The sequence below is a fragment of the Salmonella enterica subsp. diarizonae genome (assembly GCF_008692785.1).
GTDB classification, from domain to species: Bacteria; Pseudomonadota; Gammaproteobacteria; order Enterobacterales; family Enterobacteriaceae; genus Salmonella; species Salmonella diarizonae.
This window is the reverse complement of sequence record NZ_VXJV01000001.1, coordinates 359,764-385,849: the sequence shown is the minus strand read 5'-3', so window position 1 is coordinate 385,849 and position 26,086 is coordinate 359,764. Positions and strand designations below refer to the sequence as shown.

18 protein-coding genes are annotated in these 26,086 nt (G+C 53.8%); 14 read left to right on the top strand and 4 right to left on the bottom strand.

Annotation, left to right across the window (positions count from 1 at the left end; translation table 11 throughout):
* Nucleotides 1-285 precede the first annotated feature (285 nt).
* Together aas and lplT are read left to right on the top strand one after the other, a co-directional pair.
* Nucleotides 286-2,445, top strand: coding sequence for a bifunctional acyl-ACP--phospholipid O-acyltransferase/long-chain-fatty-acid--ACP ligase (gene aas / locus F4V72_RS01860; RefSeq protein ID WP_053510898.1), 2,160 nt, complete (start codon nucleotides 286-288; stop codon nucleotides 2,443-2,445).
* Nucleotides 2,438-3,634, top strand: a complete 1,197-nt coding sequence (gene lplT / locus F4V72_RS01855; protein WP_023249243.1) for a lysophospholipid transporter LplT — start codon at nucleotides 2,438-2,440, stop codon at nucleotides 3,632-3,634. The genes aas and lplT overlap by 8 nt, the downstream gene beginning before the upstream one ends.
* Nucleotides 3,635-3,727: 93 nt before the next feature.
* Here the strand turns inward: lplT and F4V72_RS01850 are convergent, their stop codons facing one another.
* The 4 genes from F4V72_RS01850 to mutH all read right to left on the bottom strand — a co-directional run bounded on the left by F4V72_RS01850 (nucleotide 3,728) and on the right by mutH (nucleotide 6,937).
* Complete coding sequence (locus F4V72_RS01850; RefSeq protein ID WP_136058025.1) at nucleotides 3,728-4,768, bottom strand: NADP(H)-dependent aldo-keto reductase; 1,041 nt, start codon at nucleotides 4,766-4,768, stop codon at nucleotides 3,728-3,730.
* 190 nt (nucleotides 4,769-4,958) lie between these two features.
* Entirely contained in the window at nucleotides 4,959-5,177 is a 219-nt protein-coding gene (locus F4V72_RS01845; protein WP_000758662.1) for a YgdI/YgdR family lipoprotein, read from the bottom strand.
* Between the two features lie 169 nt (nucleotides 5,178-5,346).
* On the bottom strand, nucleotides 5,347-6,060 hold the full coding sequence (locus tag F4V72_RS01840; RefSeq protein ID WP_000895633.1) for a TerC family protein: 714 nt from the start codon (nucleotides 6,058-6,060) through the stop codon (nucleotides 5,347-5,349).
* 181 nt (nucleotides 6,061-6,241) lie between these two features.
* The gene (gene mutH, locus F4V72_RS01830) at nucleotides 6,242-6,937 is read right to left on the bottom strand and encodes a DNA mismatch repair endonuclease MutH (RefSeq protein WP_071650698.1); all 696 of its coding nucleotides are present in this window, start codon (nucleotides 6,935-6,937) and stop codon (nucleotides 6,242-6,244) included.
* Between the two features lie 682 nt (nucleotides 6,938-7,619).
* Between mutH and rppH the strand changes: the two genes are divergently transcribed.
* The 12 genes from rppH to recD all read left to right on the top strand — a co-directional run bounded on the left by rppH (nucleotide 7,620) and on the right by recD (nucleotide 26,042).
* Entirely contained in the window at nucleotides 7,620-8,150 is a 531-nt protein-coding gene (gene rppH, locus F4V72_RS01825; protein ID WP_000564482.1) for an RNA pyrophosphohydrolase, read from the top strand.
* Nucleotides 8,151-8,162: 12 nt separating this feature from the next.
* Nucleotides 8,163-10,409 carry a phosphoenolpyruvate--protein phosphotransferase gene (gene ptsP, locus F4V72_RS01820; protein ID WP_023249246.1) on the top strand — a complete coding sequence of 749 codons (2,247 nt, stop codon included), beginning with the start codon at nucleotides 8,163-8,165 and terminating at the stop codon, nucleotides 10,407-10,409.
* Between the two features lie 215 nt (nucleotides 10,410-10,624).
* Nucleotides 10,625-11,500 carry a prolipoprotein diacylglyceryl transferase gene (gene lgt / locus F4V72_RS01810; protein ID WP_000204643.1) on the top strand — a complete coding sequence of 292 codons (876 nt, stop codon included), beginning with the start codon at nucleotides 10,625-10,627 and terminating at the stop codon, nucleotides 11,498-11,500.
* Nucleotides 11,501-11,506: 6 nt separating this feature from the next.
* Nucleotides 11,507-12,301, top strand: coding sequence for a thymidylate synthase (thyA, locus tag F4V72_RS01805; protein WP_000816247.1), 795 nt, complete (start codon nucleotides 11,507-11,509; stop codon nucleotides 12,299-12,301).
* A 184-nt stretch (nucleotides 12,302-12,485) separates the two neighbouring features.
* Nucleotides 12,486-12,956: a prepilin peptidase-dependent protein gene (locus F4V72_RS01800; protein WP_023249248.1), complete on the top strand. Its 471-nt coding sequence runs from the start codon at nucleotides 12,486-12,488 to the stop codon at nucleotides 12,954-12,956.
* Complete coding sequence (locus F4V72_RS01795; RefSeq protein ID WP_063390785.1) at nucleotides 12,947-13,510, top strand: prepilin peptidase-dependent protein; 564 nt, start codon at nucleotides 12,947-12,949, stop codon at nucleotides 13,508-13,510. The genes F4V72_RS01800 and F4V72_RS01795 overlap by 10 nt, the downstream gene beginning before the upstream one ends.
* Nucleotides 13,507-13,914: a DUF2509 family protein gene (locus F4V72_RS01790; protein WP_053510886.1), complete on the top strand. Its 408-nt coding sequence runs from the start codon at nucleotides 13,507-13,509 to the stop codon at nucleotides 13,912-13,914. Before F4V72_RS01795 ends, F4V72_RS01790 begins: the two co-directional genes overlap by 4 nt.
* Nucleotides 13,899-14,219, top strand: a complete 321-nt coding sequence (locus tag F4V72_RS01785) for a prepilin-type N-terminal cleavage/methylation domain-containing protein (RefSeq protein ID WP_023249251.1) — start codon at nucleotides 13,899-13,901, stop codon at nucleotides 14,217-14,219. Before F4V72_RS01790 ends, F4V72_RS01785 begins: the two co-directional genes overlap by 16 nt.
* Before the next feature lie 15 nt (nucleotides 14,220-14,234).
* Nucleotides 14,235-17,606 (top strand): exodeoxyribonuclease V subunit gamma, encoded by a 3,372-nt coding sequence (recC, locus tag F4V72_RS01780; RefSeq protein ID WP_136058027.1) that lies wholly within the window; start codon nucleotides 14,235-14,237, stop codon nucleotides 17,604-17,606.
* Nucleotides 17,607-17,783: 177 nt separating this feature from the next.
* Complete coding sequence (gene ptrA, locus F4V72_RS01775) at nucleotides 17,784-20,672, top strand: pitrilysin (RefSeq protein WP_136058028.1); 2,889 nt, start codon at nucleotides 17,784-17,786, stop codon at nucleotides 20,670-20,672.
* The gene (gene recB, locus F4V72_RS01770) at nucleotides 20,665-24,210 is read left to right on the top strand and encodes an exodeoxyribonuclease V subunit beta (protein ID WP_136058029.1); all 3,546 of its coding nucleotides are present in this window, start codon (nucleotides 20,665-20,667) and stop codon (nucleotides 24,208-24,210) included. The genes ptrA and recB overlap by 8 nt, the downstream gene beginning before the upstream one ends.
* The gene (gene recD / locus F4V72_RS01765) at nucleotides 24,207-26,042 is read left to right on the top strand and encodes an exodeoxyribonuclease V subunit alpha (RefSeq protein WP_053510878.1); all 1,836 of its coding nucleotides are present in this window, start codon (nucleotides 24,207-24,209) and stop codon (nucleotides 26,040-26,042) included. Before recB ends, recD begins: the two co-directional genes overlap by 4 nt.
* Nucleotides 26,043-26,086 lie beyond the last annotated feature (44 nt).

Here is a 26,086-nt window from a genome sequence, read left to right as displayed (position 1 = left end):
CCTGAACGTGTAACAGTAACGGATAATTTACACAACTCGTTGCATTTCCGTTTATTCCTTTGCGTTTTCGGACTGGCGATACAGACGAGCGAAGACCACAATCAAGATCCCAGAGGTATTGATTGGTGAGATTATTCGGTACGCTCTTCGTACCTGTCTTTTGCACCAACCTGCGCGGATGCGCAGGTTTTTTTTCGCACTTATTTTGCTATCGCTCCTGTTACGCATCTCGTGTAATCTGCCACAATTCATGTTTTAGCGAATTGTCGGCCAAAGGGAGTTGAAATGCTGTTTGGATTTTTTCGTAACCTGTTTCGCGTGCTTTATCGCGTGCGCATCACTGGCGATGTCCGGGCGCTACAGGGGAACCGGGTCTTAATTACCCCCAATCACGTTTCATTTATCGATGGTATGCTGCTGGCGCTGTTTTTGCCGGTACGGCCTGTCTTTGCGGTATATACCTCCATCAGCCAGCAATGGTATATGCGCTGGTTAACGCCGCTGATCGATTTTGTGCCGCTCGATCCAACCAAACCCATGTCCATTAAACACCTGGTCCGTCTGGTGGAGCAGGGGCGTCCAGTGGTGATTTTCCCGGAAGGACGGATTTCCGTAACCGGCTCGCTGATGAAAATTTATGACGGCGCAGGCTTTGTGGCGGCAAAATCGGGCGCAACCGTCGTTCCGCTCCGTATTGACGGCGCGGAGCTTACGCCTTTCAGTCGCTTGAAAGGCCTGGTTAGACGGCGCTTATTCCCCCGCATTCAGCTTCATATTTTACCGCCGACGCAAATACCGATGCCGGAAGCGCCGCGCGCGCGCGACAGGCGTAAGATAGCGGGTGAGATGCTGCATCAGATCATGATGGAAGCGCGTATGGCGGTGCGCCCGCGCGAGACGTTATACGAATCGTTGCTGGCGGCGCAATATCGTTACGGCGCGGGTAAAAACTGTATTGAGGACATTAACTTTACGCCGGATACGTATCGTAAATTACTGACCAGGACGCTTTTTGTCGGCCGGATTCTGGAAAAGTACAGCGTTGAGGGCGAGAAAATCGGTTTAATGCTGCCGAATGCTGCCATCAGCGCGGCGGTTATTTTCGGCGCGGTTTCTCGTCGCCGCATTCCGGCTATGATGAACTACACGGCGGGGGTAAAAGGGCTGACCAGCGCGATTACCGCTGCGGAAATTAAAACGATTTTTACCTCCCGCCAGTTCCTCGATAAAGGTAAATTGTGGCATCTGCCGGAACAGCTAACGCAGGTTCGCTGGATTTACCTGGAAGATTTAAAAGCGGACGTCACACCCGCCGATAAGCTGTGGATTTTTGCCCACCTTCTGGCGCCGCGACTGGCGCAGGTAAAACAGCAGCCGGAAGACGCAGCGATCATTCTTTTTACCTCCGGCTCGGAAGGGCACCCGAAAGGGGTGGTACACAGTCATAAAAGCATTCTGGCGAACGTCGAGCAGATAAAAACGATTGCGGATTTTACCGCCAATGACCGTTTTATGTCGGCGCTGCCGCTCTTTCACTCGTTCGGTTTGACGGTGGGTTTGTTTACACCGCTATTGACCGGCGCGGAAGTGTTTCTTTATCCAAGTCCGCTGCACTACCGCATTGTGCCGGAACTGGTCTATGACCGTAACTGTACCGTGCTGTTTGGCACATCGACCTTCCTCGGCAACTATGCGCGCTTTGCCAATCCATATGATTTTTATCGCCTGCGCTATGTGGTGGCCGGCGCGGAAAAACTTCAGGAGAGCACCAAACAACTGTGGCAGGATAAATTCGGCCTGCGCATTCTTGAGGGCTACGGGGTAACGGAATGCGCGCCAGTGGTATCGATTAACGTGCCGATGGCGGCTAAGCCTGGCACTGTTGGCCGTATTCTGCCTGGAATGGACGCTCGTCTGCTGGCGGTACCTGGTATTGAAAACGGCGGTCGGTTACAGCTTAAAGGGCCGAATATCATGAATGGCTATCTGCGCGTGGAAAAACCGGGCGTGCTGGAGGTGCCGTCGGCGGAAAACGCCCTGGGCGAAACCGAGCGCGGCTGGTACGATACGGGCGACATTGTACGCTTCGATGAAAATGGTTTTGTGCAGATTCAAGGGCGCGCGAAACGCTTCGCGAAAATTGCTGGCGAAATGGTCTCGCTGGAGATGGTCGAGCAACTGGCGCTTGGCGTCTCGGCGGACAAAATGCATGCTACAGCCATTAAAAGCGATGCCAGCAAAGGTGAAGCGCTGGTACTGTTTACGACGGACAGCGAACTCACCCGCGAAAAGTTACAGCACTATGCCCGTGAACACGGTATTCCGGAACTTGCCGTCCCGCGCGATATCCGTTATCTGAAACAGCTTCCCTTACTTGGCAGCGGAAAACCCGATTTTGTCACGCTGAAAAGCTGGGTGGATGCGCCGGAACAACATCATGAGTGAGTCAGTACGCACTAACACCTCCATCTGGTCGAAAGGGATGCTGTCGGTGATTGTCGCGCAGTTTCTCTCGGCTTTTGGCGATAATGCGCTGCTGTTTGCGACGCTGGCGCTGCTGAAAGCCCAGTTTTATCCGGACTGGAGCCAGCCTGTTCTGCAAATGGTGTTTGTGGGCGCTTACATTCTTTTTGCGCCGTTTGTCGGTCAGATCGCGGACAGCTTTGCCAAAGGCCGGGTGATGATGGTCGCCAATGGCCTTAAACTGGCGGGAGCGGCAGGTATCTGCCTCGGCGTGAATCCTTTTGTCGGTTATACGTTGGTCGGGATTGGCGCGGCGGCTTATTCTCCAGCGAAATACGGCATTCTGGGCGAACTGACGACAGGCGATAAGCTGGTTAAAGCCAATGGTCTGATGGAAGCCTCTACTATTGCGGCGATTTTGCTCGGTTCTGTCGCTGGCGGCGTATTGGCCGACTGGCATGTCATCGCCGCACTGGTCGCCTGTGCGTTGGCCTACGCTGGCGCAGTGGCGGCGAACCTGTTTATCCCGAAGCTTGTGGCGGCGCGTCCAGGACAATCCTGGCGGTTGGCGGCGATGACGCGTAGCTTTTTCTGCGCTTGCGTTGTCCTTTGGCGTAACGGTGAAACGCGTTTTTCGCTGGTGGGCACCGGCTTATTTTGGGGCGCAGGCGTGACGCTGCGTTTTCTGCTGGTACTGTGGGTGCCGGTGGCGCTGGGCATTATGGATAACGCCACGCCGACTTACCTGAACGCCATGGTGGCGGTAGGGATTGTGGTCGGCGCGGGCGCGGCGGCAAAACTGGTGACGCTGGAGACCGTATCGCGCTGTATGCCCGCCGGGATTTTGATTGGTGTTGTGGTCGCGATCTTCTCATTACAGCACGCATTGTTGCCTGCTTATGCCTTGTTGCTGTTGATAGGTATGCTGGGCGGCTTTTTTGTAGTGCCGCTCAACGCCTTGCTACAGGAGCGCGGTAAGAAGAGCGTTGGCGCCGGGAATGCCATTGCCGTACAAAATCTGGGCGAGAATAGCGCCATGCTATTAATGCTGGGGTTGTACTCGCTGGCGGTGCTGGTTGGCGTTCCGGCAGTGGCGATAGGTATCGGCTTTGGCGTGCTGTTCGCGCTGGCGATCGCGGCGCTGTGGATCTGGCAGCGCCGGCAGGCATAATGCAGAATGAATATGCCGGGTGGCGAGTGCGCCTTATCCGGCTTACATTGTCTTTGCAGGTTCGGGAAGCGTAGCGCCACCGGGCACTGACCATCACGGCGCCGGATAGGTATAAACCTGATGCGCCGCCTCAATCTCCGCCAGGACCTCTTCGCTTAACGTCAGATGCAGACTTTCCACATTCGTCTTGAGCTGCGCCATCGTGGTTGCGCCCAGTAACGTACTGGCGACAAACGGCTGGAGGCGAACAAAGGCCAGCGCCATCTGCGCCGGATCAAGATTGTGACGCTTCGCGATGTCGACGTAGGCGGCAACGGCTTTTTGTGCCTGTTCGCCGCTGTAACGTGTGAAGCGGCTGAACAAGGTATTCCGCGCGCCTGCAGGTTTGGCCCCGTTCAGGTATTTACCGGTTAACGTGCCAAACGCCAGACAGGAATAGGCGAGCAATTCAACGCCTTCATACTGGCTGACTTCCGCCAGCCCGACCTCGTAGCTGCGGTTTAACAGGCTATAGGGGTTCTGGATAGTGACAATACGCGGCAGGTCATGTTTTTCCGCCAGATGCAGATAGCGCATAACGCCAAACGCTGTCTCATTTGAAACACCAATATAACGAATCTTACCCGCTCGCTGAAACTCACTTAGTGCGTCTAACGTCTCCAGTAGACTTACTACTGGTGCGGAGTCTGTCCAGCTATAGCCGAGTTTACCGAAGCAGTTAGTGGGTCGCTGCGGCCAGTGCACCTGATACAAATCCAGATAGTCGGTCTGCAATCGGGTCAAACTGTCGTGTAGCGCTTCGCGAATATTTTTTCGATCCAGCGCCTGATGAGGTCGGATGCCTTGATCATTATGACGTGCCGGTCCGCTGACTTTGCTGGCGATGATCAGTTTTTCACGGTTGCCGCGTTTGGCGAGCCAGTTACCGATATAGGATTCCGTCAGCCCTTGCGTTTCCGGGCGCGGCGGTACCGGATACATCTCGGCGGCGTCGATAAGGTTAATGCCATTTGCGACGGCATAGTCGAGCTGTGCGTGAGCGTCGGCTTCGCTGTTTTGTTCACCAAATGTCATTGTGCCCAGCCCTAGCGTACTTACTTCGAGCGAGCTGTGGGGTATACGGTGATAGTGCATAGCCGTTTCCTTTTTATTATGAAGTCAGAAATTCCCGACAAAGGACAATAAAAATGGCAGAGGGAAGGGAAAAGGGAAAGTAAAATTGCAGGCTGCGCGGCGTAATTGTTACCGGGCGTGGTCGCCACGCACCGTTCCTGGACGCAGCCTGAAGGTCTACAGAATGCTGACCCCGATCACAGGCTATCGTTTAACGTTCGATGATTTGAGACACTTCGTCACGGTTGATTTGCATCTCGTTTCCCTGTGCATCGGTATAGCTGACCAGACCGGTATCGTCGTCAACTTGCGGTTTTCCATCGGTCAGGATCATACGACCATCTTTTGTCGCCATCACGTAATCGCTGCTGCATCCGGATACCGCAAAAGCCAACCCTACTGCGGAAATTACAACTGCCCATTTTTTCATCCGTTTGTCCTCACGTAACCTGCATCTGATAATAGTCTGTTAATCATATGTCTGATAATAGTCTAGTAATAACGCGCAGCTCTGCATGTCGGAAGCAGCAAAATCTTAATCTGTGAGAAGAAAGGAAATAAAGTGAGTATTCGCTCCCCGGCGGGGGAGCGAGACAGGATTACAGCGGATTCTTTTTACTGCGCAACAGATTCAGGCTCTCTACTGCGATAGAGAAGAACATGGCGAAATAGATATACCCTTTCGGAACGTGAACGTCGAAACTTTCCAGAATCAGGGTAAAGCCAACCAGGATCAGAAAGGAGAGCGCCAGCATTTTTACCGACGGATGACGATCGACAAACTCGCCGATGGGCCGTGCCGCAAACATCATGACGCCCACGGCAATAACGACCGCCGCCATCATAATAAACAGATGGTCGGAGAGGCCAACCGCTGTGATAACTGAATCAAGACTGAAAATAATATCCAGCAGCATAATCTGCACTATTGCGCCCAGGAAAGAAGAAACACGGGTTTTTAACCCCTCTTCTTCGCCTTCGATGGACTCATGAATCTCCTTGCTGGCTTTCCAGATTAAAAATAACCCGCCCAGTAAAAGAATGAGATCGCGGGCGGAAATCGCTTCGCCGAAAAGCTCAAACAGCGGATTAGTCAGGCGAGTGACCCAGGCGATTGATGCCAGCAACGCCAGACGCATTATCATCGCCGCCGCCAACCCAAGCCGCCGCGCGTGGTTCCGTTGCGCCGTAGGAAGTTTTGCTACCACCAGAGAAAGAAAAATAATGTTGTCGATCCCAAGTACAATCTCCAGCAGCGTCAGCGTACCGAGCGCCAGCCAGGCATTGGGATCGGTTATCCATGCAAATAACATCGAACAAAGTCCTGCCAAAAAAAGAAGCGGTAATTATAGGCCTGTCGTGCGGCGGGCGAAAGCCCGGGCTGAATTTGCGCAACCACGAAGGGTGTAAAATAGCGGCGACAATGCGTTTACGCTTATCGGACGTCGGCCCGATGCGTAGCCATAGCGGGGGCGCGTTTGCGCGTAGCGGGCGTTACGGATTCTGCAATAAAAAATGGCGAGCCAGCAGCGCCTGCGTAAAATTTTTTTTCAGATAAAATCCACGCGGTAGCGTCAAAATCGGTTCCCCGCGCGCGCCGATAGCCTCGGTGAGCGCCCTGGCATTGGCGGCTTTGGGCCGCAGTTGCAAGACTTCGCCATGGCGGGCGGTAATGCGTTCCACCTGCCCCAGCACTATCATGTCCATCAGCTCTTCCCAGTCGAGGCGTAATTGTCTGTCTTCTTCTTCATTTGGACTCCAGAGTAGCGGTGAACCTACGCGGCGTTCGGCTAACGGTATGCTACGCTCGCCTTCGACCGGGACCCATAGTACGCGCTTCAGTTTATGGCGTACGTGGCTTGTCTCCCAGGTCACGCCGCTGTTACCGGTTAACGGCGCCACGCAAACAAAGGTTGTTTCCAGAGGACGACCCAGGCTATCCACAGGGATGGTTTTCAGTTCTACGCCTAACGCGGCGAAATCCTGCTCCGGCTTGCTTCCGGCGCTGGCGCCGAGCCAGATCTCCAGCAGAACGCCGATCCAGCCTTTGTCTCGCTTCAAATCTTTAGGTGTGGTAATACCAGCTATCGCTGCCAGCTCGCCTAACGTATAGCCGGAAAGCTGCCGCGCCTGGGCTAACAGCAATGCTTCCGAAGCAGGCGGAGTCAGTAGCGGACAAAGAGCGGACATTGCAATTACCTTAGGTTAAAAAATGAGCAGTGATTTTATACCGTGTGAACAGAGTTTATCTTTTTCTGTGTCCTATATTCAATAGACTGATTTTTATTGCTTTTTTTGTGTTGTTTCTTCGTGTTGCGCAACGCAGGAGCAGGTTTTCCAATTCTGGTCACTGACAATAAACAGGATCTTACACTATGTTATCCACAGAAAGTTGGGATAACTGTGTAAAACCACCACTACTGTTTCCATTTACAGCCTTGACGTGCGACGAAAATCGAAAATTCAGACAAATAGTGCGTAAGTTATTGGCACAATCTGTGGATAAAATCGACGCTGGTTGATCTTTCATCAGCATAAGGATCTTAGGTGTGACGCTGGTCACGATTTATGAAGGTAACATGTAATATTGGTCTATAACACCATGAATATAAGGCACTATTTTTACTGTCTCTCACACGAGGAATTCAGACTGTTCTGGGTTTTCCCGTGGTAATTCCATACTTCTTCACAACTATATCCACAGAAAAGGTGAATAAAATGGCACAAGGGCGTCATCATCTGTTTATAACTCGGCCATTTACTGTGAGTTATTCAATTGTTATTAGGCTGTGTCACTATTACAGAGTGGTTTACCGCCTCACTGGAGTATGAAACAATCGTTCATATATAAGGTTTATGTTGAGGTAGTCCGGTGATTGATGACGATGGCTACCGCCCAAATGTAGGTATCGTAATTTGTAATCGTCAGGGGCAGGTGATGTGGGCCCGGCGATTTGGTCAGCACTCCTGGCAGTTCCCGCAGGGCGGGATAAATCCAGGGGAGTCGGCAGAACAGGCGATGTACCGGGAACTGTTTGAAGAAGTAGGGTTAAGCCGTAAAGATGTGCGAATCCTTGCTTCAACTCGCAACTGGTTGCGTTACAAGTTACCAAAACGTTTGGTGCGTTGGGACACAAAGCCGGTATGTATCGGCCAGAAACAAAAATGGTTTCTTTTGCAGTTAATGAGCGCCGACGCCGAAATCAATATGCAAACCAGCAGCACGCCGGAGTTTGACGGCTGGCGCTGGGTAAGTTACTGGTATCCGGTTCGACAAGTGGTGTCGTTTAAACGCGATGTCTACCGCAGGGTAATGAAAGAGTTTGCAAGTGTTGTAATGGCGCTTCAGGATAATACGCCTAAGCTACAAAGCGCGCCTGCTTATCGACGTAAAAGAGGTTAAGCCACGCAAATTATGCTCACTCGCCTGCGCGAAATAGTCGAAAAAGTGGCCAGCGCGCCGCGTCTGAACGAGGCGCTGAATATTCTGGTCACGGATATCTGTCTTGCGATGGATACAGAGGTTTGCTCGGTTTACCTGGCCGATCATGACCGACGCTGTTATTACCTGATGGCGACGCGGGGATTGAAAAAACCGCGTGGTCGAACCGTTGCGCTTGCGTTTGATGAGGGGATCGTTGGCCTGGTGGGTAGGCTGGCGGAACCCATTAACCTTGCCGATGCGCAAAAACATCCCAGCTTTAAATACATTCCGTCGGTAAAAGAGGAACGTTTTCGCGCGTTTCTCGGCGTGCCGATCATTCAGCGTCGCCAACTTCTGGGCGTGCTGGTCGTACAGCAGCGCGAATTGCGCCAGTACGATGAAAGCGAAGAGTCTTTCCTCGTCACGCTCGCCACGCAGATGGCGGCTATCTTGTCACAGTCGCAGGTCACAGCGCTGTTCGGGCAATACCGGCAGACACGAATCCGCGCGCTTCCTGCGGCGCCGGGCGTGGCTATCGCGTCGGGCTGGCAAGATGCGACCATGCCGCTGATGGAACAGGTTTACGAAGCGTCTACGCTGGATACCTCTCTTGAACGTGAACGATTGACCGGCGCGCTGGAAGAGGCGGCGAACGAATTCCGACGGTACAGCAAACGCTTTGCCGCTGGTGCGCAAAAAGAGACGGCGGCCATTTTCGATCTGTACTCACACCTGCTTTCAGACGCCAGATTGCGTCGCGAGCTTTTCGCCGAGGTTGACAAAGGCGCTGTTGCGGAGTGGGCCGTTAAAAAAATCATCGAAAAATTTGCCGAACAATTTGCGGCGCTAACCGATAACTACCTCAAAGAACGTGCGGGAGACTTACGCGCTCTGGGGCAGCGACTGTTATTTCATCTTGATGATTCAGTCCAGGGGCCAAACGCCTGGCCGGAACGTTTTATTCTGGTCGCGGACGAGCTGTCGGCGACCACGCTGGCGGAGTTGCCGCAGGACAGGCTGGCTGGCGTTGTGGTGCGCGACGGCGCGGCAAACTCTCATGCGGCGATTATGGTGCGCGCGCTCGGTATCCCGACCGTTATGGGCGCTGATATTCAGCCTTCGGTGCTACATCGTCGTACTTTGGTGGTGGATGGTTATCGCGGTGAATTACTGGTCGATCCTGAACCGGTGCTTATTCAGGAATATCAGCGGCTCATTAGTGAAGAGATCGAACTCAGTCGCCTGGCAGAGGACGACGTCAATCTTCCCGCCCAACTGAAAAGCGGCGAGCGCGTCAAAGTGATGCTGAATGCCGGGCTCAGCCCCGAGCATGAGGAAAAGTTAGGCGCTCGGATCGACGGTATCGGCCTGTACCGTACTGAAATCCCCTTCATGCTGCAAAGCGGGTTTCCCTCGGAAGAAGAGCAGGTGGCGCAGTATCAAGGGATGCTGCAAATGTTTAACGATAAACCGGTGACGCTGCGGACCCTGGATGTGGGGGCGGATAAGCAACTGCCCTACATGCCGATCAGCGAGGAGAACCCGTGTCTGGGCTGGCGCGGGATTCGCATTACGCTGGATCAGCCGGAGATCTTTTTGATCCAGGTCCGCGCGATGCTGCGCGCCAATGCGGCGACTGGCAACCTCAGCATTTTGCTGCCGATGGTTACCAGCATTGATGAAGTCGATGAAGCGCGCCGCTTGATCGAACGCGCCGGACGCGAGGTCGAGGAGATGATCGGCTATGCGATCCCGAAACCGCGTATCGGTATTATGCTGGAAGTACCGTCAATGGTATTTATGCTGCCGCATCTGGCTAACCGGATCGACTTTATCTCGGTCGGCACTAACGATTTAACGCAATATATCCTGGCGGTAGATCGCAACAATACCCGCGTGGCCAGTATTTATGACAGCCTGCATCCCGCTATGCTGCGCGCACTGTCTATGATTGCGCAGGAAGCCGAAAAAAATGGCATCGATCTTCGCCTGTGCGGCGAGATGGCGGGCGATCCGATGTGCGTAGCGATTCTTATCGGTCTGGGATATCGCCATCTTTCGATGAATGGCCGTTCGGTAGCGCGTGTGAAATATCTTCTGCGGCATATCGATTTTGAAGACGCGCAAACCCTTGCCAGGCGCAGCCTTGAGGCGCAGATGGCGACCGAGGTGCGTCATCAGGTGGCAGCCTTTATGGAGCGCCGCGGGATGGGGGGATTGATTCGCGGAGGGTTATAACGACCGGAGCGGGAAAAGAGAGTGACTCTGGATTCACGGCGCAGACAACACGCCTGCAAGGTGAAAGACAATGCGTATACATATCTTTTAACGGTAATCGGCATCTCGCTTTTAACCCTTGTGCTATTATTCGCACCTTTGGAGCGTCTGCAACGCGCAGACGCGATTATCAATCGCTATCTCTTCAGCGAAATAACAAGAAATTGTGGTGACAGATGACCAGTAGCTATCTGCATTTTCCGGACTTTGATCCGGTCATTTTCTCAATTGGACCCGTCGCGCTTCACTGGTATGGTTTGATGTATCTGGTGGGGTTTGTTTTCGCGATGTGGTTGGCGGTGCGTCGCGCTAACCGTCCGGGAAGCGGTTGGACCAAAAACGAAGTTGAAAATTTACTCTATGCAGGTTTCCTGGGGGTCTTCCTGGGGGGGCGTATTGGCTATGTTCTGTTTTATAACTTCCCTCTGTTTCTGGATAACCCGCTCTATTTATTCCGCGTCTGGGACGGCGGCATGTCCTTCCACGGCGGACTTATCGGCGTGATACTGGTGATGATTATTTTCGCCAAACGCACGAAGCGCTCGTTCTTTCAGGTGTCTGATTTTATTGCGCCGTTAATTCCGTTCGGCCTGGGCGCCGGGCGTCTGGGCAACTTTATCAACGGTGAATTGTGGGGGCGCGTCGATCCTAACTTCCGGTTTGCCATGCTCTTTCCGGGCTCACGCGCGGAAGATATTGCGCTGCTGCCGTCACATCCGCAATGGCAGCCTATTTTTGATACCTACGGCGTATTGCCGCGCCATCCTTCTCAGTTGTATGAACTGGCATTAGAAGGCGTGGTGCTGTTTATCATCCTTAATCTCTTTATCCGCAAACCGCGTCCGATGGGCGCTGTCTCCGGATTATTCCTGATTGGTTATGGCGCGTTTCGTATCATTGTTGAATTCTTCCGCCAGCCGGACGCGCAATTTACCGGCGCATGGGTACAGTACATTAGCATGGGGCAGATTCTCTCTATCCCGATGATTATCGCTGGCGCGATCATGATGGTTTGGGCATATCGCCGCCGCCCGCAGCAACACGTTTCCTGAGGAACCATGAAACAGTATTTAGAACTGATGCAAAAAGTGCTGGATGAAGGCACACAGAAAAACGACCGTACCGGCACCGGCACGCTTTCCATTTTTGGCCATCAGATGCGTTTTAACCTGCAGGAAGGTTTTCCTCTGGTGACGACGAAACGCTGCCATTTACGTTCAATTATTCACGAACTGTTATGGTTTTTGCAGGGCGATACCAACATCGCTTACCTGCACGAAAATAATGTCACCATCTGGGACGAATGGGCCGATGAAAACGGCGATTTAGGCCCGGTTTATGGCAAGCAGTGGCGTGCATGGCCAACACCGGATGGCCGCCATATCGATCAGATCGCCACGGTCTTAAGCCAGCTTAAAAACGATCCGGACTCCCGCCGTATTATCGTTTCTGCGTGGAACGTCGGCGAGCTGGATAAGATGGCGCTGGCGCCGTGTCACGCCTTTTTCCAGTTTTATGTCGCAGATGGAAAACTCTCCTGTCAGCTTTATCAGCGCTCCTGCGATGTGTTCCTCGGTCTGCCGTTCAACATTGCCAGCTACGCGTTACTGGTGCATATGATGGCGCAACAGTGCGACCTGGACGTCGGCGATTTTGTCTGGACCGGCGGCGACACGCACCTGTACAGCAACCATATGGAGCAGACGCACCTGCAATTAAGCCGTGAACCGCGCGCGCTCCCGAAGTTGGTCATTAAGCGTAAACCCGATTCGCTTTTTGACTACCGGTTCGACGATTTTGAAATTGAAGGCTATGATCCGCACCCAGGTATTAAAGCGCCGGTCGCTATCTAAGCGCTGACGATCCTGCCGTAACCGACGTCATTGCGCGTCGGTTTTTTTTACCCTTCGTCTCAATCTTCGGCGCGGATTCCTGAAATTTTGCAACGCGCTGCAAGACATGAACTTTTTTCCGTAACGCGCCGAACAATCCGCATTTGGTGCTCGTTATTTTTTTCCCGACCGCCATACTGCCGACATGAAAAAACAACATGGCTATACGCTCATTGAAACGGTGGTCGCGATGTCGCTCATTATCATTCTCAGCGCCACAGGACTTTATGGCTGGCAACGCTGGCAGCAGCAACAGCGCCTGTGGCAAACCGCATGTCAGGTGCGGGACTACCTGCTGCAACTTCGTGAGGACGCTCACTGGCATAACCGCGATCACATTATTCGCGTGGTCAGCGAAGGGGGGTCATGGTGCGTTGTCAGCTCTGTTGCTGCGCAAACATCGTGTACGCCATCTTCCCCCTTTGTGTTTACGCCCGACTGGCGTGATGTCGTCCTCGCCGATATCACGCCGTCTTTAGCTTTCTTTGGCCTGCGCAATACGGCATGGGCAGGGCACATCGTACTGAAAAACGCAGCCGGAGAGTGGCGTCTGGTCATCTCCTCATGGGGGCGAATCAGGCTATGCGAGCGTAACGAGGCCGACACATGTCAATAACCACGCGGGGGTTCTCGCTACTGGAGGTCGTGCTGGCGATGGCGATAGGTTCCATTTTACTGCTTGGAACTGCACGATTTTTACCGGCGCTACAGCGTGAGATCTGGCACAACACGCGACAGTTATCGCTGGAAGATGAAATCTGGCAGCGAACCTATACCGTAGCGAAGCATCTTCAACGTGCGGGTTACTGTCATGGCCACTGTATCGGCGAAGGGTTACATCTTGCCGAGCAGGGGCAATGCGTCATCGTTCAGTGGGACGGGAATAATAACGGCGTCTGGGATACCATACCGGCGAAGGAGGCCGACCAGACCGGGTTCCGTGTGAAGGATAACGTCCTGGAAACATTACGCGGAGCAACATCTTGCCAGGGTAAGGGATGGGAAAAAATGACCGATCCCAATACGGTACTCATCACGGCGTTTAGCGTTGAGCGCCAGGATATAACGGGATTCTCGCCAATGCTCATGCTGCATCTGCGCGGCGCCAGCAAAGCCGAGCCTCAGACGGTTATTGACGCGCAATACAGCGTAACGGGATTTAATCTGTGAATCGGGAACGTGGCGCTTCTTCGCTAATACTGGCGCTTTTAATACTGATTCTGGGTAGTCTGCTCCTGCAAGGCGTAAATCAGCAGCAGGCCAGCTATGCCTCCCGCGTGGCGACGCAGAGCCTGGCGATACAACGCCAGGCGCTCGTACAGTCGGCGCTGGAATGGGGACGAGGGCAGCTATGGTCAGGCGTAGCCGAAATGGAATGTCGGCGCTATTCCTCTTCGGGAGCGCGAGTCTGTTTGCGGAGATTATCGGGGGATGAGGTGGTGATGGCGGCGCAAGATGACGGCATGACGTTATGGCGTTTGGGCAACGTAATTCAGGGAACCATTGTCTTTTCTCCCCACGGCTGGAGTGATTTTTGTCCGTTAAAAGAGGTGGCGTTATGTCGCATCCCCTGAATTTACAACGCGGGTTTAGCCTCCCGGAAGTTTTAGTGGCGATGGTTCTAATGGTAATGATCGTAACCGCATTGTCAGGCTATCAGCAGGTATTAATGCACAGTTTTACATTACGACACCAGTATCTCCAGATCTGGCGGCAGGCGTGGCAGCAAACGGCGCTGTATCCATTTTCGCCTGCTGACGGCTGGAAGGCCAACCGGATGCAGACAACGCAATCGGGATGTGTCAGCATCAGCGTCACGATGGTTTCACCCTCTGGCAGGCAGGGGCAGATGACGCGCTTGCATTGTCCAAATCGTTAATCGTCAGGAGTAATTATGTTAAGGGTCTACCACTCCAATCGTCTGGATGTGCTGGAAGCGTTGATGGAGTTCATCGTCGAACGCGAGCGGCTGGATGATCCCTTTGAACCAGAAATGATTCTGGTGCAAAGCACGGGTATGGCGCAGTGGCTGCAGATGACCCTTTCACAAAAGTTTGGTATTGCGGCGAATATCGCTTTTCCGTTACCGGCGAGTTTTATCTGGGAGATGTTTGTCCGCGTGTTGCCGGAAATCCCCAAAGAAAGCGCTTTCAGTAAACAAAGCATGAGCTGGAAACTGATGACCTTGCTGCCGCAGTTGCTGGATAAGGATGAGTTTGCACTGCTGCGCCATTATCTGACCGACGACACCGATAAACGCAAACTCTTTCAGCTTTCCGCGCGTGCTGCCGACCTGTTCGATCAATATCTGGTTTATCGGCCTGACTGGCTTACGCAGTGGGAAGCGGGAAAAACCGTGGAAGGACTGGGGGAGGCGCAAAACTGGCAGGCGCCGCTGTGGAAAGCATTGGTGGAATATACCGCCGCGCTGGGTCAACCGCGCTGGCATCGCGCCAATCTCTACCAACGCTTTATTCAGACGCTGGAGCGCGCGACCTCCTGCCCGCCAGGGTTGCCGTCCCGCGTTTTTATTTGCGGCATTTCCGCGTTACCGCCAGTGTATCTCAGAGCATTGCAGGCGTTGGGTAAACATATTGAAATCCATCTTCTTTTTACTAATCCGTGTCGGTATTACTGGGGGGACATTAAAGACCCAGCCTGGCTGGCAAAACTAATGGCTCGCCAGCGCCGTCACAGTTTTGAAGACCGTCATTTACCTTTGTTCCGTGAAAACCAGAATCCGCAAGCCTTATTTAACAGCGACGGCGAGCAGGATATCGGTAATCCGCTACTGGCCTCATGGGGAAAACTGGGGCGGGATTATATCTACCTGCTATCTGAACTGGAAAACAGCCAGGAACTGGATGCGTTTGTTGATATTACGCCAGATAATCTTTTGCATCGGATTCAGGCGGATATTCTTGAACTGGAAAGCCATGCGGTGGCGGGCGTAAATCTTGAGGAGTATTCGCGCAGCGACAATAAGCGTCTGCTCGATCCCGAGGATAACAGCCTCTCTTTTCACGTTTGTCACAGCCCGCAGCGCGAGGTGGAAATACTGCACGATCGCCTGCTGGCGATGCTGGAAGCCGATCCGACGCTAACACCGCGCGACATTATCGTTATGGTGGCTGATATTGACAGCTATAGCCCGTTTATCCAGGCGGTATTTGGTAGCGCGCCGACGGAGCGCTATCTGCCTTATGCCATTTCCGATCGGAGGGCGCGTCAGTCACATCCGGTGTTACAGGCGTTTATCAGTCTACTTTCGTTACCGGACAGCCGCTTTGTCTCCGAAGATGTTCTGGCTCTGTTAGACGTACCGGTATTGGCTGCCCGCTTTACGATCAACGAAGATGGGCTGCGTTATTTGCGCTTGTGGGTCAATGAGTCAGGCATTCGCTGGGGAATCGACGACGACAACGTACGCGAGCTGGAACTTCCTGCCACGGGGCAGCATACATGGCAATTTGGCCTGACGCGTATGCTGCTGGGATATGCCATGGAAAGCGCCCAGGGCGAGTGGCAGTCTGTTCTGCCTTATGACGAATCCAGCGGCCTGATTGCTGAGCTGGTCGGCCATCTGGCTTCGCTGCTGATGCAGCTTAATATCTGGCGGCGCGGTCTGGCGCAGGAGCGACCGCTGGAAGAGTGGTTACCCGTTTGTCGCGATATGCTCAATGATTTCTTCCTGCCCGATGCGGACACGGAGGCGGCAATGACGTTGATTGAACAGCAGTGGCAGGCCATTATCGCCGAAGGCGTCGCGGCGGAATATGGCGACGCGGTACCGATTTCGCTACTGCGGGATGAACTGGCGCAGCGTCTGGATCAGGAACGTATTAGCCAGCGCTTCCTGGCGGGCCCCATCAATATTTGTACGCTGATGCCGATGCGTTCCATTCCGTTCAGAGTCGTTTGCCTGCTGGGAATGAACGACGGCGTATACCCGCGCCAGCTTGCGCCGTTGGGTTTTGACCTGATGAGCCAAAAACCAATGCGCGGGGATCGTAGTCGTCGCGACGATGACCGCTATCTATTTCTGGAAGCGTTAATTTCGGCGCAGCAGACGCTTTATATCAGCTACATCGGCCGCTCCATCCAGGATAATAGCGAACGCTTTCCCTCTGTCCTGGTGCAAGAGTTGGTGGATTACATCGGGCAAAGCCACTATTTGCCAGGCGACGAAATGCTGACCTGTGATGAGAGCGAAGCACGCGTTAAAGAGCATATGACGCGTCTGCATACCCGTATGCCTTTTGATGCGCAAAATTACCAGCCGGGCGAACAGCAAAGTTATGCCAGAGAGTGGTTGCCCGCGGCGAGTCAGTCGGGAAAAGCGCATTCTGACTTTGTGCAGCCGCTTCCTTTTACGATGCCGGAAACACTGACTCTGGAAAGTCTGCAGCGTTTTTGGGCCCATCCGGTCCGCGCATTTTTTCAGATGCGGCTTCAGGTTAATTTCCGCTCGGAAGAGAGTGAGATTCCTGATGCGGAACCGTTTGAATTAGAGGGATTGACGCGATATCAACTTAACCAACAGTTGCTCAATACGCTGGTTGAAGAAGAAGACGCCGAACGCTTGTTCCGCCGTTTCCGTGCTGCGGGAGAGCTGCCTTACGGTGCGTTTGGTGAAATATTCTGGGATGCGCAATGCCAGGAGATGCAGCAACTGGCAAGCCGGGTCATCGCCTGTCGTAAGCCGAGCCAAAGCCTGGAAGTGGATCTGCTTTGCAATGGTGTTCAGCTAACCGGCTGGCTACCGCAGGTACAGGAGGATGGATTATTGCGCTGGCGTCCCGCTTTAATCAGCGTTGCGCAAGGTGTGCAACTTTGGCTGGAACACCTTGTCTATTGTGCCAGCGGCGGTAGCGGCGAAAGCCGCCTGTTTTTGCGCAAAGAGGGAAAGTGGCAATTTCCGCCTCTTGATAAAGCGCAGGCAATGGCTTACCTGGCGCAACTGATTGAAGGCTACCGGGAAGGTATGTCTTCTCCGCTATTGGTACTGCCGGAAAGCGGCGGCGCATGGATAAAAGCCTGTTATGACGCGGAAAATGATGTCATGTTAGACGACGATGACACCTTACAGAAGGCCAGAACAAAGTTTCTACAGGCTTATGAAGGCAACATGATGGTGAGCGGCGAAGGCGAAGATATCTGGTATCAACGTCTTTGGCGTCAGCTGGAATCTGAAACGTTGCAGGCTATTATTGCGCAGTCCCGGCATTACCTGTTACCGCTGTTTCGTTTTAATCAGTCTCGTTGATTGTATGAAAATTGCGCAATTAAAAGGCTTCGACTATGATGCGCTCTTCGTCACAGACTGATTACTGATAAAAAGATGCTGCCTGGTTCAGCACAATAATATCCCGTTCTGCTCAGGTTGATGGTTTATGTGGCCATAGAGATGAGTGGGACTGAAAGTTAATGATGAGGTCCGTGAATGCCCCGCAGCATCTGGTTCAAAGCGTTATTGTTGTTGGTCGCCCTCTGGGGGCCTGTAGTTCAGGCGGCTATCGGTTGGCAACCGCTGCAAGAAACTATCCGTAAAAGCGATAAAGATACCCGGCAGTATCAGGCGATACGTCTTGATAATGATATGGTGGTATTGCTGGTATCCGATCCGCAGGCTGTAAAGTCTCTTTCAGCGTTAGTGGTGCCCGTTGGATCGCTTGAAGATCCTGAGACTCATCAGGGGCTTGCTCATTACCTTGAGCATATGTGTCTGATGGGGTCAAAAAAATATCCGCAGGCGGATAGCCTTGCCGAATACCTTAAAAGACATGGCGGTAGCCACAACGCCAGCACCGCGCCTTATCGAACAGCCTTCTACCTGGAGGTTGAAAACGATGCGCTTCCAGGCGCCGTAGATCGCCTGGCCGACGCCATTGCCGCGCCATTGCTCGATAAAAAGTACGCCGAACGCGAACGAAACGCGGTGAACGCCGAGCTGACGATGGCGCGCACCCGCGACGGTATGCGCATGGCGCAGGTAAGCGCCGAAACCATTAACCCGGCGCACCCAGGCTCGCACTTTTCTGGCGGCAATCTGGAAACGCTAAGCGATAAGCCGGGCAATCCGGTGCAACAGGCGTTGATCGCTTTTCATGAAAAATACTATTCAGCTAATCTGATGAAGGCGGTGATTTACAGTAATAAACCCTTGCCGGAGCTGGCGCGTATTTCCGCAGCAACCTATGGCCGCGTGCCGAATAAACAGATTAAAAAACCGGAAATTACCGTACCTGTCGTCACCGACGCGCAGAAGGGCATCATTATTCATTACGTGCCGGCGCTACCGCGTAAAGTACTGCGCGTGGAGTTTCGTATTGATAACAATAGCGCGCAGTTCCGTAGCAAGACTGATGAACTGGTCTCTTATCTGATTGGCAATCGTAGCCCGGGGACGCTCTCTGACTGGCTGCAAAAACAAGGTCTGGTCGAAGGTATTAGCGCGGATTCCGATCCGATTGTTAATGGTAACAGCGGCGTATTTGCCATTTCGGCAACGCTGACCGATAAAGGTTTGGCCAATCGTGATGAAGTCGTCGCGGCTATCTTCAGCTATCTCAATATGTTACGCGAAAAAGGGATAGATAAACGTTACTTTGACGAGCTGGCGCATGTGCTGGATCTCGACTTCCGCTATCCGTCGATTACCCGCGATATGGATTATGTAGAGTGGCTGGCGGACACCATGATCCGCGTCCCGGTAGCGCATACGCTGGATGCGGTGAATATCGCCGATCGTTACGATCCTGCCGCTATCAAAAATCGCCTGGCGATGATGACGCCGCAGAATGCGCGCATCTGGTATATCAGTCCCCAGGAACCACATAATAAGACTGCGTATTTTGTGGATGCGCCCTATCAGGTCGATAAGATTAGCGAACAGACGTTTAAAAACTGGCAGCAAAAAGCACAGGGCATTGCGTTGTCCCTGCCGGAGTTAAACCCCTATATTCCTAATGATTTTACGCTTGTTAAGAATGACAAAAACTACGTGCGGCCAGAACTGATTGTCGATAAAGCGGATTTGCGCGTGGTTTATGCGCCGAGTCGTTATTTCGCCAGCGAGCCAAAAGCTGACGTGAGCGTGGTATTGCGTAACCCGCAGGCGATGGACAGCGCCCGCAATCAGGTATTGTTCGCCCTTAATGATTATCTGGCGGGAGTGGCGCTCGATCAGCTCAGCAACCAGGCGGCAGTGGGCGGCATTAGCTTTTCCACTAACGCCAACAATGGTCTGATGGTCAATGCGGACGGTTATACCCAGCGTTTGCCGCAGCTTTTCCTGGCGTTGCTGGAAGGATATTTTAGCTACGACGCCACGGAAGAACAGCTGGCGCAGGCGAAGTCCTGGTATACGCAGATGATGGATTCTGCGGAGAAGGGAAAAGCCTACGAACAGGCGATTATGCCGGTGCAGATGATTTCGCAGGTGCCTTATTTTTCCCGTGATGAACGTCGCGCTTTGCTGCCGTCCATTACGTTGAAAGAGGTGATGACCTATCGTAATGCGTTAAAAACGGGCGCTCGTCCGGAATTTCTGGTTATAGGGAATATGAGCGAAGCCCAGGCGACCACTCTGGCACAAGATGTTCAAAAACAGCTCGCGGCGAACGGATCGGCGTGGTGTCGCAACAAAGAAGTGGTGGTTGAGAAAAAGCAGTCCGTAGTATTTGAAAAAGCGGGCAGTAGCACCGACTCCGCGTTAGCTGCGGTCTTTGTCCCGGTCGGCTACGACGAGTACGTCAGCGCCGCCTACAGCGCGATGTTAGGTCAGATTGTTCAACCGTGGTTTTACAATCAGTTACGAACCGAAGAGCAACTGGGATACGCCGTTTTCGCCTTTCCGATGAGCGTTGGCCGTCAGTGGGGAATGGGATTCCTGCTACAGAGCAACGATAAACAGCCTTCTTACCTGTGGCAACGCTATCAGGCATTTTTCCCTGACGCCGAGACGAAGCTGAGGGCGATGAAGCCGGAAGAGTTCGCACAAATTCAGCAGGCGATTATTACGCAAATGCGCCAGGCGCCGCAGACCCTGGGCGAAGAAGCATCCCGGTTAAGCAAGGATTTCGATCGGGGTAATATGCGCTTCGACTCGCGTGATAAAATCATCGCTCAGATAAAATTGCTGACGCCGCAAAAACTTGCTGACTTCTTCCATCAGGCTGTGGTGGAGCCGCAAGGCATGGCAATATTGTCACAGATTGCCGGTAGCCAGAATGGGAAAGCAGAATACGTGCATCCGACAGGCTGGAAAGTGTGGGATAACGTCAGCGCATTGCAGCAAACTTTACCCTTGATGAGCGAAAAGAATGAATGATGTCGCCGAGACTCTTGATCCTCTGCGCTTGCCCCTTACAGGCGAGCGTCTGATTGAAGCGTCAGCGGGTACAGGCAAAACGTTTACTATCGCGGCGCTGTATTTGCGGCTACTGCTCGGCTTAGGCGGAGGCGCCGCATTTCCCCGCCCGCTGACCGTTGAAGAACTGCTGGTGGTAACGTTTACGGAGGCCGCCACTGAAGAGTTGCGTGGGCGAATCCGCAGTAATATCCATGAGTTGCGCATCGCCTGTCTGCGGGAAAGCACGGATAATCCGCTGTACGCCCGCTTGCTGGAAGAAATTGGCGACAAAAAGCAAGCCGCGCAGTGGTTATTACTGGCTGAACGACAAATGGACGAGGCCGCGGTCTTTACCATCCACGGTTTTTGCCAGCGTATGCTCAGCCTGAACGCTTTCGAATCCGGCATGTTGTTTGAGCAACAGCTTATTGAAGACGAATCTCTGTTGCGTTATCAGGCCTGCGCCGATTTCTGGCGGCGTCATTGCTATCCGCTGCCGCGCGACATCGCGCAGGTGGTGTTTGACGTGTGGAAGGGGCCGAAGGCGCTTTTAAAAGATATCGATCGTTATCTGCAGGGCGAAGCGCCGGTCATTAAAGCGCCGCCATCGCAGGAGGAGACGCTGGCATCGCGTCATGAACAGATCCTGGGGCGCATCAACCAGGTGAAGCAGCAGTGGCGTGAGGCGGTTAGCGAGCTGGACGCGCTGATCGAATCATCCGGCATCGACCGCAGAAAATTCAACCGCGGCAATCAGGCGAAATGGATCGAAAAGCTCACCGCGTGGGCGCAAGAAGAGACGAAAAATTATCAATTACCCGAGGCGTTGGGAAAATTTTCACAGTGTTTTTTAGCTGAGCGTACCAAAGCTGGTGGCGTGACGCCCCAGCACCCATTGTTTGTCGCGATTGATAACCTGTTGGGCGAACCGCTATCGATTAAAGATCTGGTCCTTACCCGGGCGCTCTCAGAGATCCGTGAAACAGTGGCTCAGGAAAAACGACGGCGCGGTGAGCTGGGATTTGACGATATGCTCAGCCGTTTAGATACAGCGCTGCGTAGTGAAAGCGGAGAGGCGCTGGCCGCGGCGATTCGTACCCGTTTCCCGGTGGCGATGATCGATGAATTTCAGGATACCGATCCACAACAGTACCGTATTTTTCGCCGTATCTGGCGACATCAACCCGATACGGCGCTATTACTGATAGGCGATCCTAAACAGGCGATTTATGCGTTTCGCGGCGCGGATATCTTTACCTACATGAAGGCCCGCAGCGAAGTGAGCGCGCACTATACGCTTGACACTAACTGGCGTTCCGCGCCGGGGATGGTGAATAGCGTTAACAAGCTGTTCAGTCAGATGAACGATGCCTTTATGTTCCGCGATATTCCCTTCAGTCCGGTAAAGTTTGCGCACAGAAACCAGTCGCTGCAATTTAAAGTGAATGACACTCCTCAACCGGCGATGACCCTGTGGCTAATGGAGGGGGAAAGCTGCGGCTCGGGCGATTACCAAAGCTGTATGGCTCAGGTGTGCGCCACGCAAATTCGCGACTGGCTGCGCGCCGGACAAACGGGCGACGCGCTGCTGATGAACGGCGATGTGTCGCGGCCGGTTCGCGCCTCGGATATCAGCGTGTTGGTACGCAGCAGGCGGGAAGCCGCGCTGATACGGGATGCTCTGACCTTACTGGCGATTCCCTCCGTCTATCTTTCTAACCGCGACAGCGTATTCGAAACGCTCGAAGCGCAGGAAATGCTATGGGTATTGCAGGCGGTGATGGCGCCCGAACGGGAGAATACGCTGCGTAGCGCTCTGGCGACATCGATGATGGGCCTTACCGCGCTGGATATCGAAACGCTTAACAATGATGAAAATGCGTGGGATGCGGTTGTCGAAGAGTTTGATGGCTACCGGCAGATTTGGCATAAACGCGGCGTGATGCCTATGCTGCGCGCGCTAATGTCGGCGCGCAATATTGCTGAAAACCTGCTGGCGACGGCGGGAGGCGAACGTCGGCTGACGGATATTCTGCATATTAGCGAACTGTTACAGGAAGCCGGTTCGCAACTGGAAAGCGAACATGCGCTGGTGCGTTGGCTGGCGCAACATATCCTTGAACCCGATAGCAATGCTTCCAGCCAGCAACTACGTCTGGAAAGCGATAAGCATCTGGTGCAAATCGTCACCATCCATAAATCGAAAGGTCTGGAATATCCGCTGGTCTGGCTACCTTTTATCACCCATTTCCGCGTGCAGGATCAGGCTTTTTATCACGACAGGCACTCTTACGAAGCGGTGCTGGACCTTAGCCACGCTGAAGAGAGCATAGAACTGGCGGAAGCCGAACGCCTGGCGGAAGATCTGCGCCTACTTTATGTCGCGCTGACCCGGGCAGTGTGGCACTGCAGCCTCGGCGTCGCGCCGCTGGTGCGGCGTCGCAGTGATAAGAAAGGCGAGACGGATGTGCACCAAAGTGCGCTTGGGCGACTCCTGCAAAAAGGCGAACCGATGGATGCCGCAGGCCTTCGCGGCTGTATTGAGGCGCTATGTGACGAGGATATCGTGTGGCGCACGCCGGGCAATACGGATAACGACCGCTGGCAAATTGCCGCTGCATCGCACGCGGAACTCAGCGCCAGAATACTGCAACGCCTGCCTTATGATAGCTGGCGCGTCACCAGTTATTCCGGTTTGCAACAGCGGGGGCATAGCGTGGCGCAAGATCTTATTCCTCGCCTCGACATTGACGCCGCAGGCGTTGGCGAAGCGGCGGAAGCGCCGGCAATGACGCCACATCACTTTCCTCGCGGGGCATCACCGGGAACATTTTTGCACAGCCTGTTTGAAAATCTTGATTTTACTCAGCCTATAGATCCCCATTGGGTACAGGAAAAACTGGAGCTGAGCGGTTTTGAGACGCGATGGGAACCCGTGCTTACCCGCTGGCTGGACACCGTGTTGCACGTTCCCCTTAACGAGACGGGCGTCAGTCTGAGCGTGCTGACCGAGCGTGAAAAACAGGTCGAAATGGAGTTTTATCTCCCGATCGTCCAGCCGCTTACTGCCAGAGAGTTGGATGCGTTGATTCGTCGATACGACCCGCTTTCAGCAAGCTGCCCGGCGCTGGATTTCATGCAGGTTCGCGGCATGTTAAAGGGCTTTATCGACCTGGTGTTCCGTTATGAGGGGCGCTATTACCTGCTCGACTATAAATCCAACTGGCTGGGCGAGGATAGCGCCGCTTATACCCAGACGGCGATGGCTACGGCGATGCAGGCGCATCGCTATGATTTGCAGTACCAGCTTTATACGCTGGCATTGCACCGTTACCTTCGTCATCGAATGGCGAATTACGACTATGAACGCCATTTCGGCGGCGTCATCTATCTCTTTTTACGCGGGGTGGATAGCGAACGTCCACAGCAGGGTATTTTTACCACTCGCCCTGCGGCGGCGTTAATTAACCAACTGGATGACATGTTTGCAGGTGAAATGAGTGAGGAGGCGCAATGACAATCCAGGAGCGGTTACTGGAGGCCGTTGGACAAAAACTATTACGGCCCATTGATGCCCAGTTTGCTTTAACCGTCGCCGGTAACGACGATCCCGCCGTGACGCTGGCGGCGGCGCTGCTTAGCCATGACGCGGGCGAAGGTCACGTGTGTCTGCCGTTATCGCGTTTAATGTTAACGGAGGAGGCGCATCCCTTACTGGTCGCGTGGATAAGCGAAACGGCTACGCCAATCGACTGGAAAAAACGGTTACTGGCGTCGGCGGCGGTGAGCTGTGGCGATAGCCCCGCGCCGTTAATTTTGTGCGGCGATCGTCTCTACTTGAATCGAATGTGGTGTAACGAGCGTACGGTTGCGCGCTTTTTTAACGAGGTTAACCAGGCCATCGACGTAGATGAAGCGCAGTTGTCCCGTATTCTGGACGCGCTTTTCCCTACGACTGACGAAGTGAACTGGCAAAAAGTGGCCGCCGCCGTAGCGCTAACTCGTCGTATCTCCGTAATTTCAGGCGGTCCCGGCACCGGTAAAACCACCACCGTCGCGAAGCTGCTGGCGGCATTAATTCAAATGGCGGATGGCGAACGTTGCCGTATCCGACTGGCGGCGCCGACGGGGAAAGCGGCTGCACGCCTGACGGAGTCGCTCGGCGCGGCGTTGCGTCAGCTTCCTCTTACTGATGCGCAGAAAAAACGTATACCGGAGGACGCCAGTACGCTGCACCGACTGTTAGGCGCACAGCCCGGTAGCCAGCGATTACGCCATCATGCGGGTAACCCGCTGCATCTGGACGTGCTGGTGGTCGATGAAGCATCAATGATTGATTTGCCGATGATGTCACGTTTGATTGACGCTCTGCCGCCGCACGGGCGGGTCATTTTTCTTGGCGATCGCGATCAGTTGGCATCCGTTGAGGCGGGCGCTGTGTTGGGCGATATTTGCGCCTATGTCAACGCAGGGTTTACGGCGGAACGCGCCCGGCAGCTAAGTCGGCTAACAGGGTGCGCCATTCCGGCTGGGGCCGGAACGCAAGCCGCCTCTTTGCGCGATAGCCTCTGTTTGTTGCAAAAGAGCTACCGTTTCGGCAGCGATTCCGGTATCGGCAAGCTGGCGGCGGCGATTAACTGCGGCGACAGGTCGGCAATCCAGGCTGTTTTTCAGCAGGGCTTTAGTGATATAGAGAAGCGTACATTACAAAGCAGCGACGATTATGCCGGGATGCTGGATGAAGCGCTGGCGGGCTATGGTCGCTACCTGCGGTTGCTGCATGAGAAAGCGACGCCGGAGGCAATCCTTCAGGCTTTCAATGAGTATCAATTGCTTTGCGCGCTGCGCGAAGGCCCATTTGGCGTGGGGGGACTGAATGACCGTATTGAGCAGGCGATGGTTCAGCAGCGAAAAATTCACCGGCATCCGCATTCTCGCTGGTATGAAGGGCGTCCGGTAATGATTGCGCGCAACGATAGCGCGTTGGGGTTATTTAACGGCGATATTGGTATTGCGCTCGATCGCGGACAGGGGCTACGCGTCTGGTTTGCGATGCCGGACGGCGCGATCAAGTCCGTTCAGCCCAGCCGCCTGCCGGAACATGACACAACCTGGGCGATGACGGTACATAAATCACAGGGGTCTGAATTTGATCACGCCGCGCTGATTTTACCCAGCCAGCGTTCGCCGGTCGTGACGCGGGAGCTGGTGTATACTGCCGTTACACGGGCACGGCGGCGTTTATCGCTGTATGCCGATGAACGGATCCTGGCAGGCGCGATTGTGACGCGTACGGAACGGCGCAGCGGGTTAGCCACCTTATTTGATGAAGTCAGTCGTACCGGATAAGACGAGTTCTCGCCGGATGGCGACGCATAGCGTCTTGTCCGGCC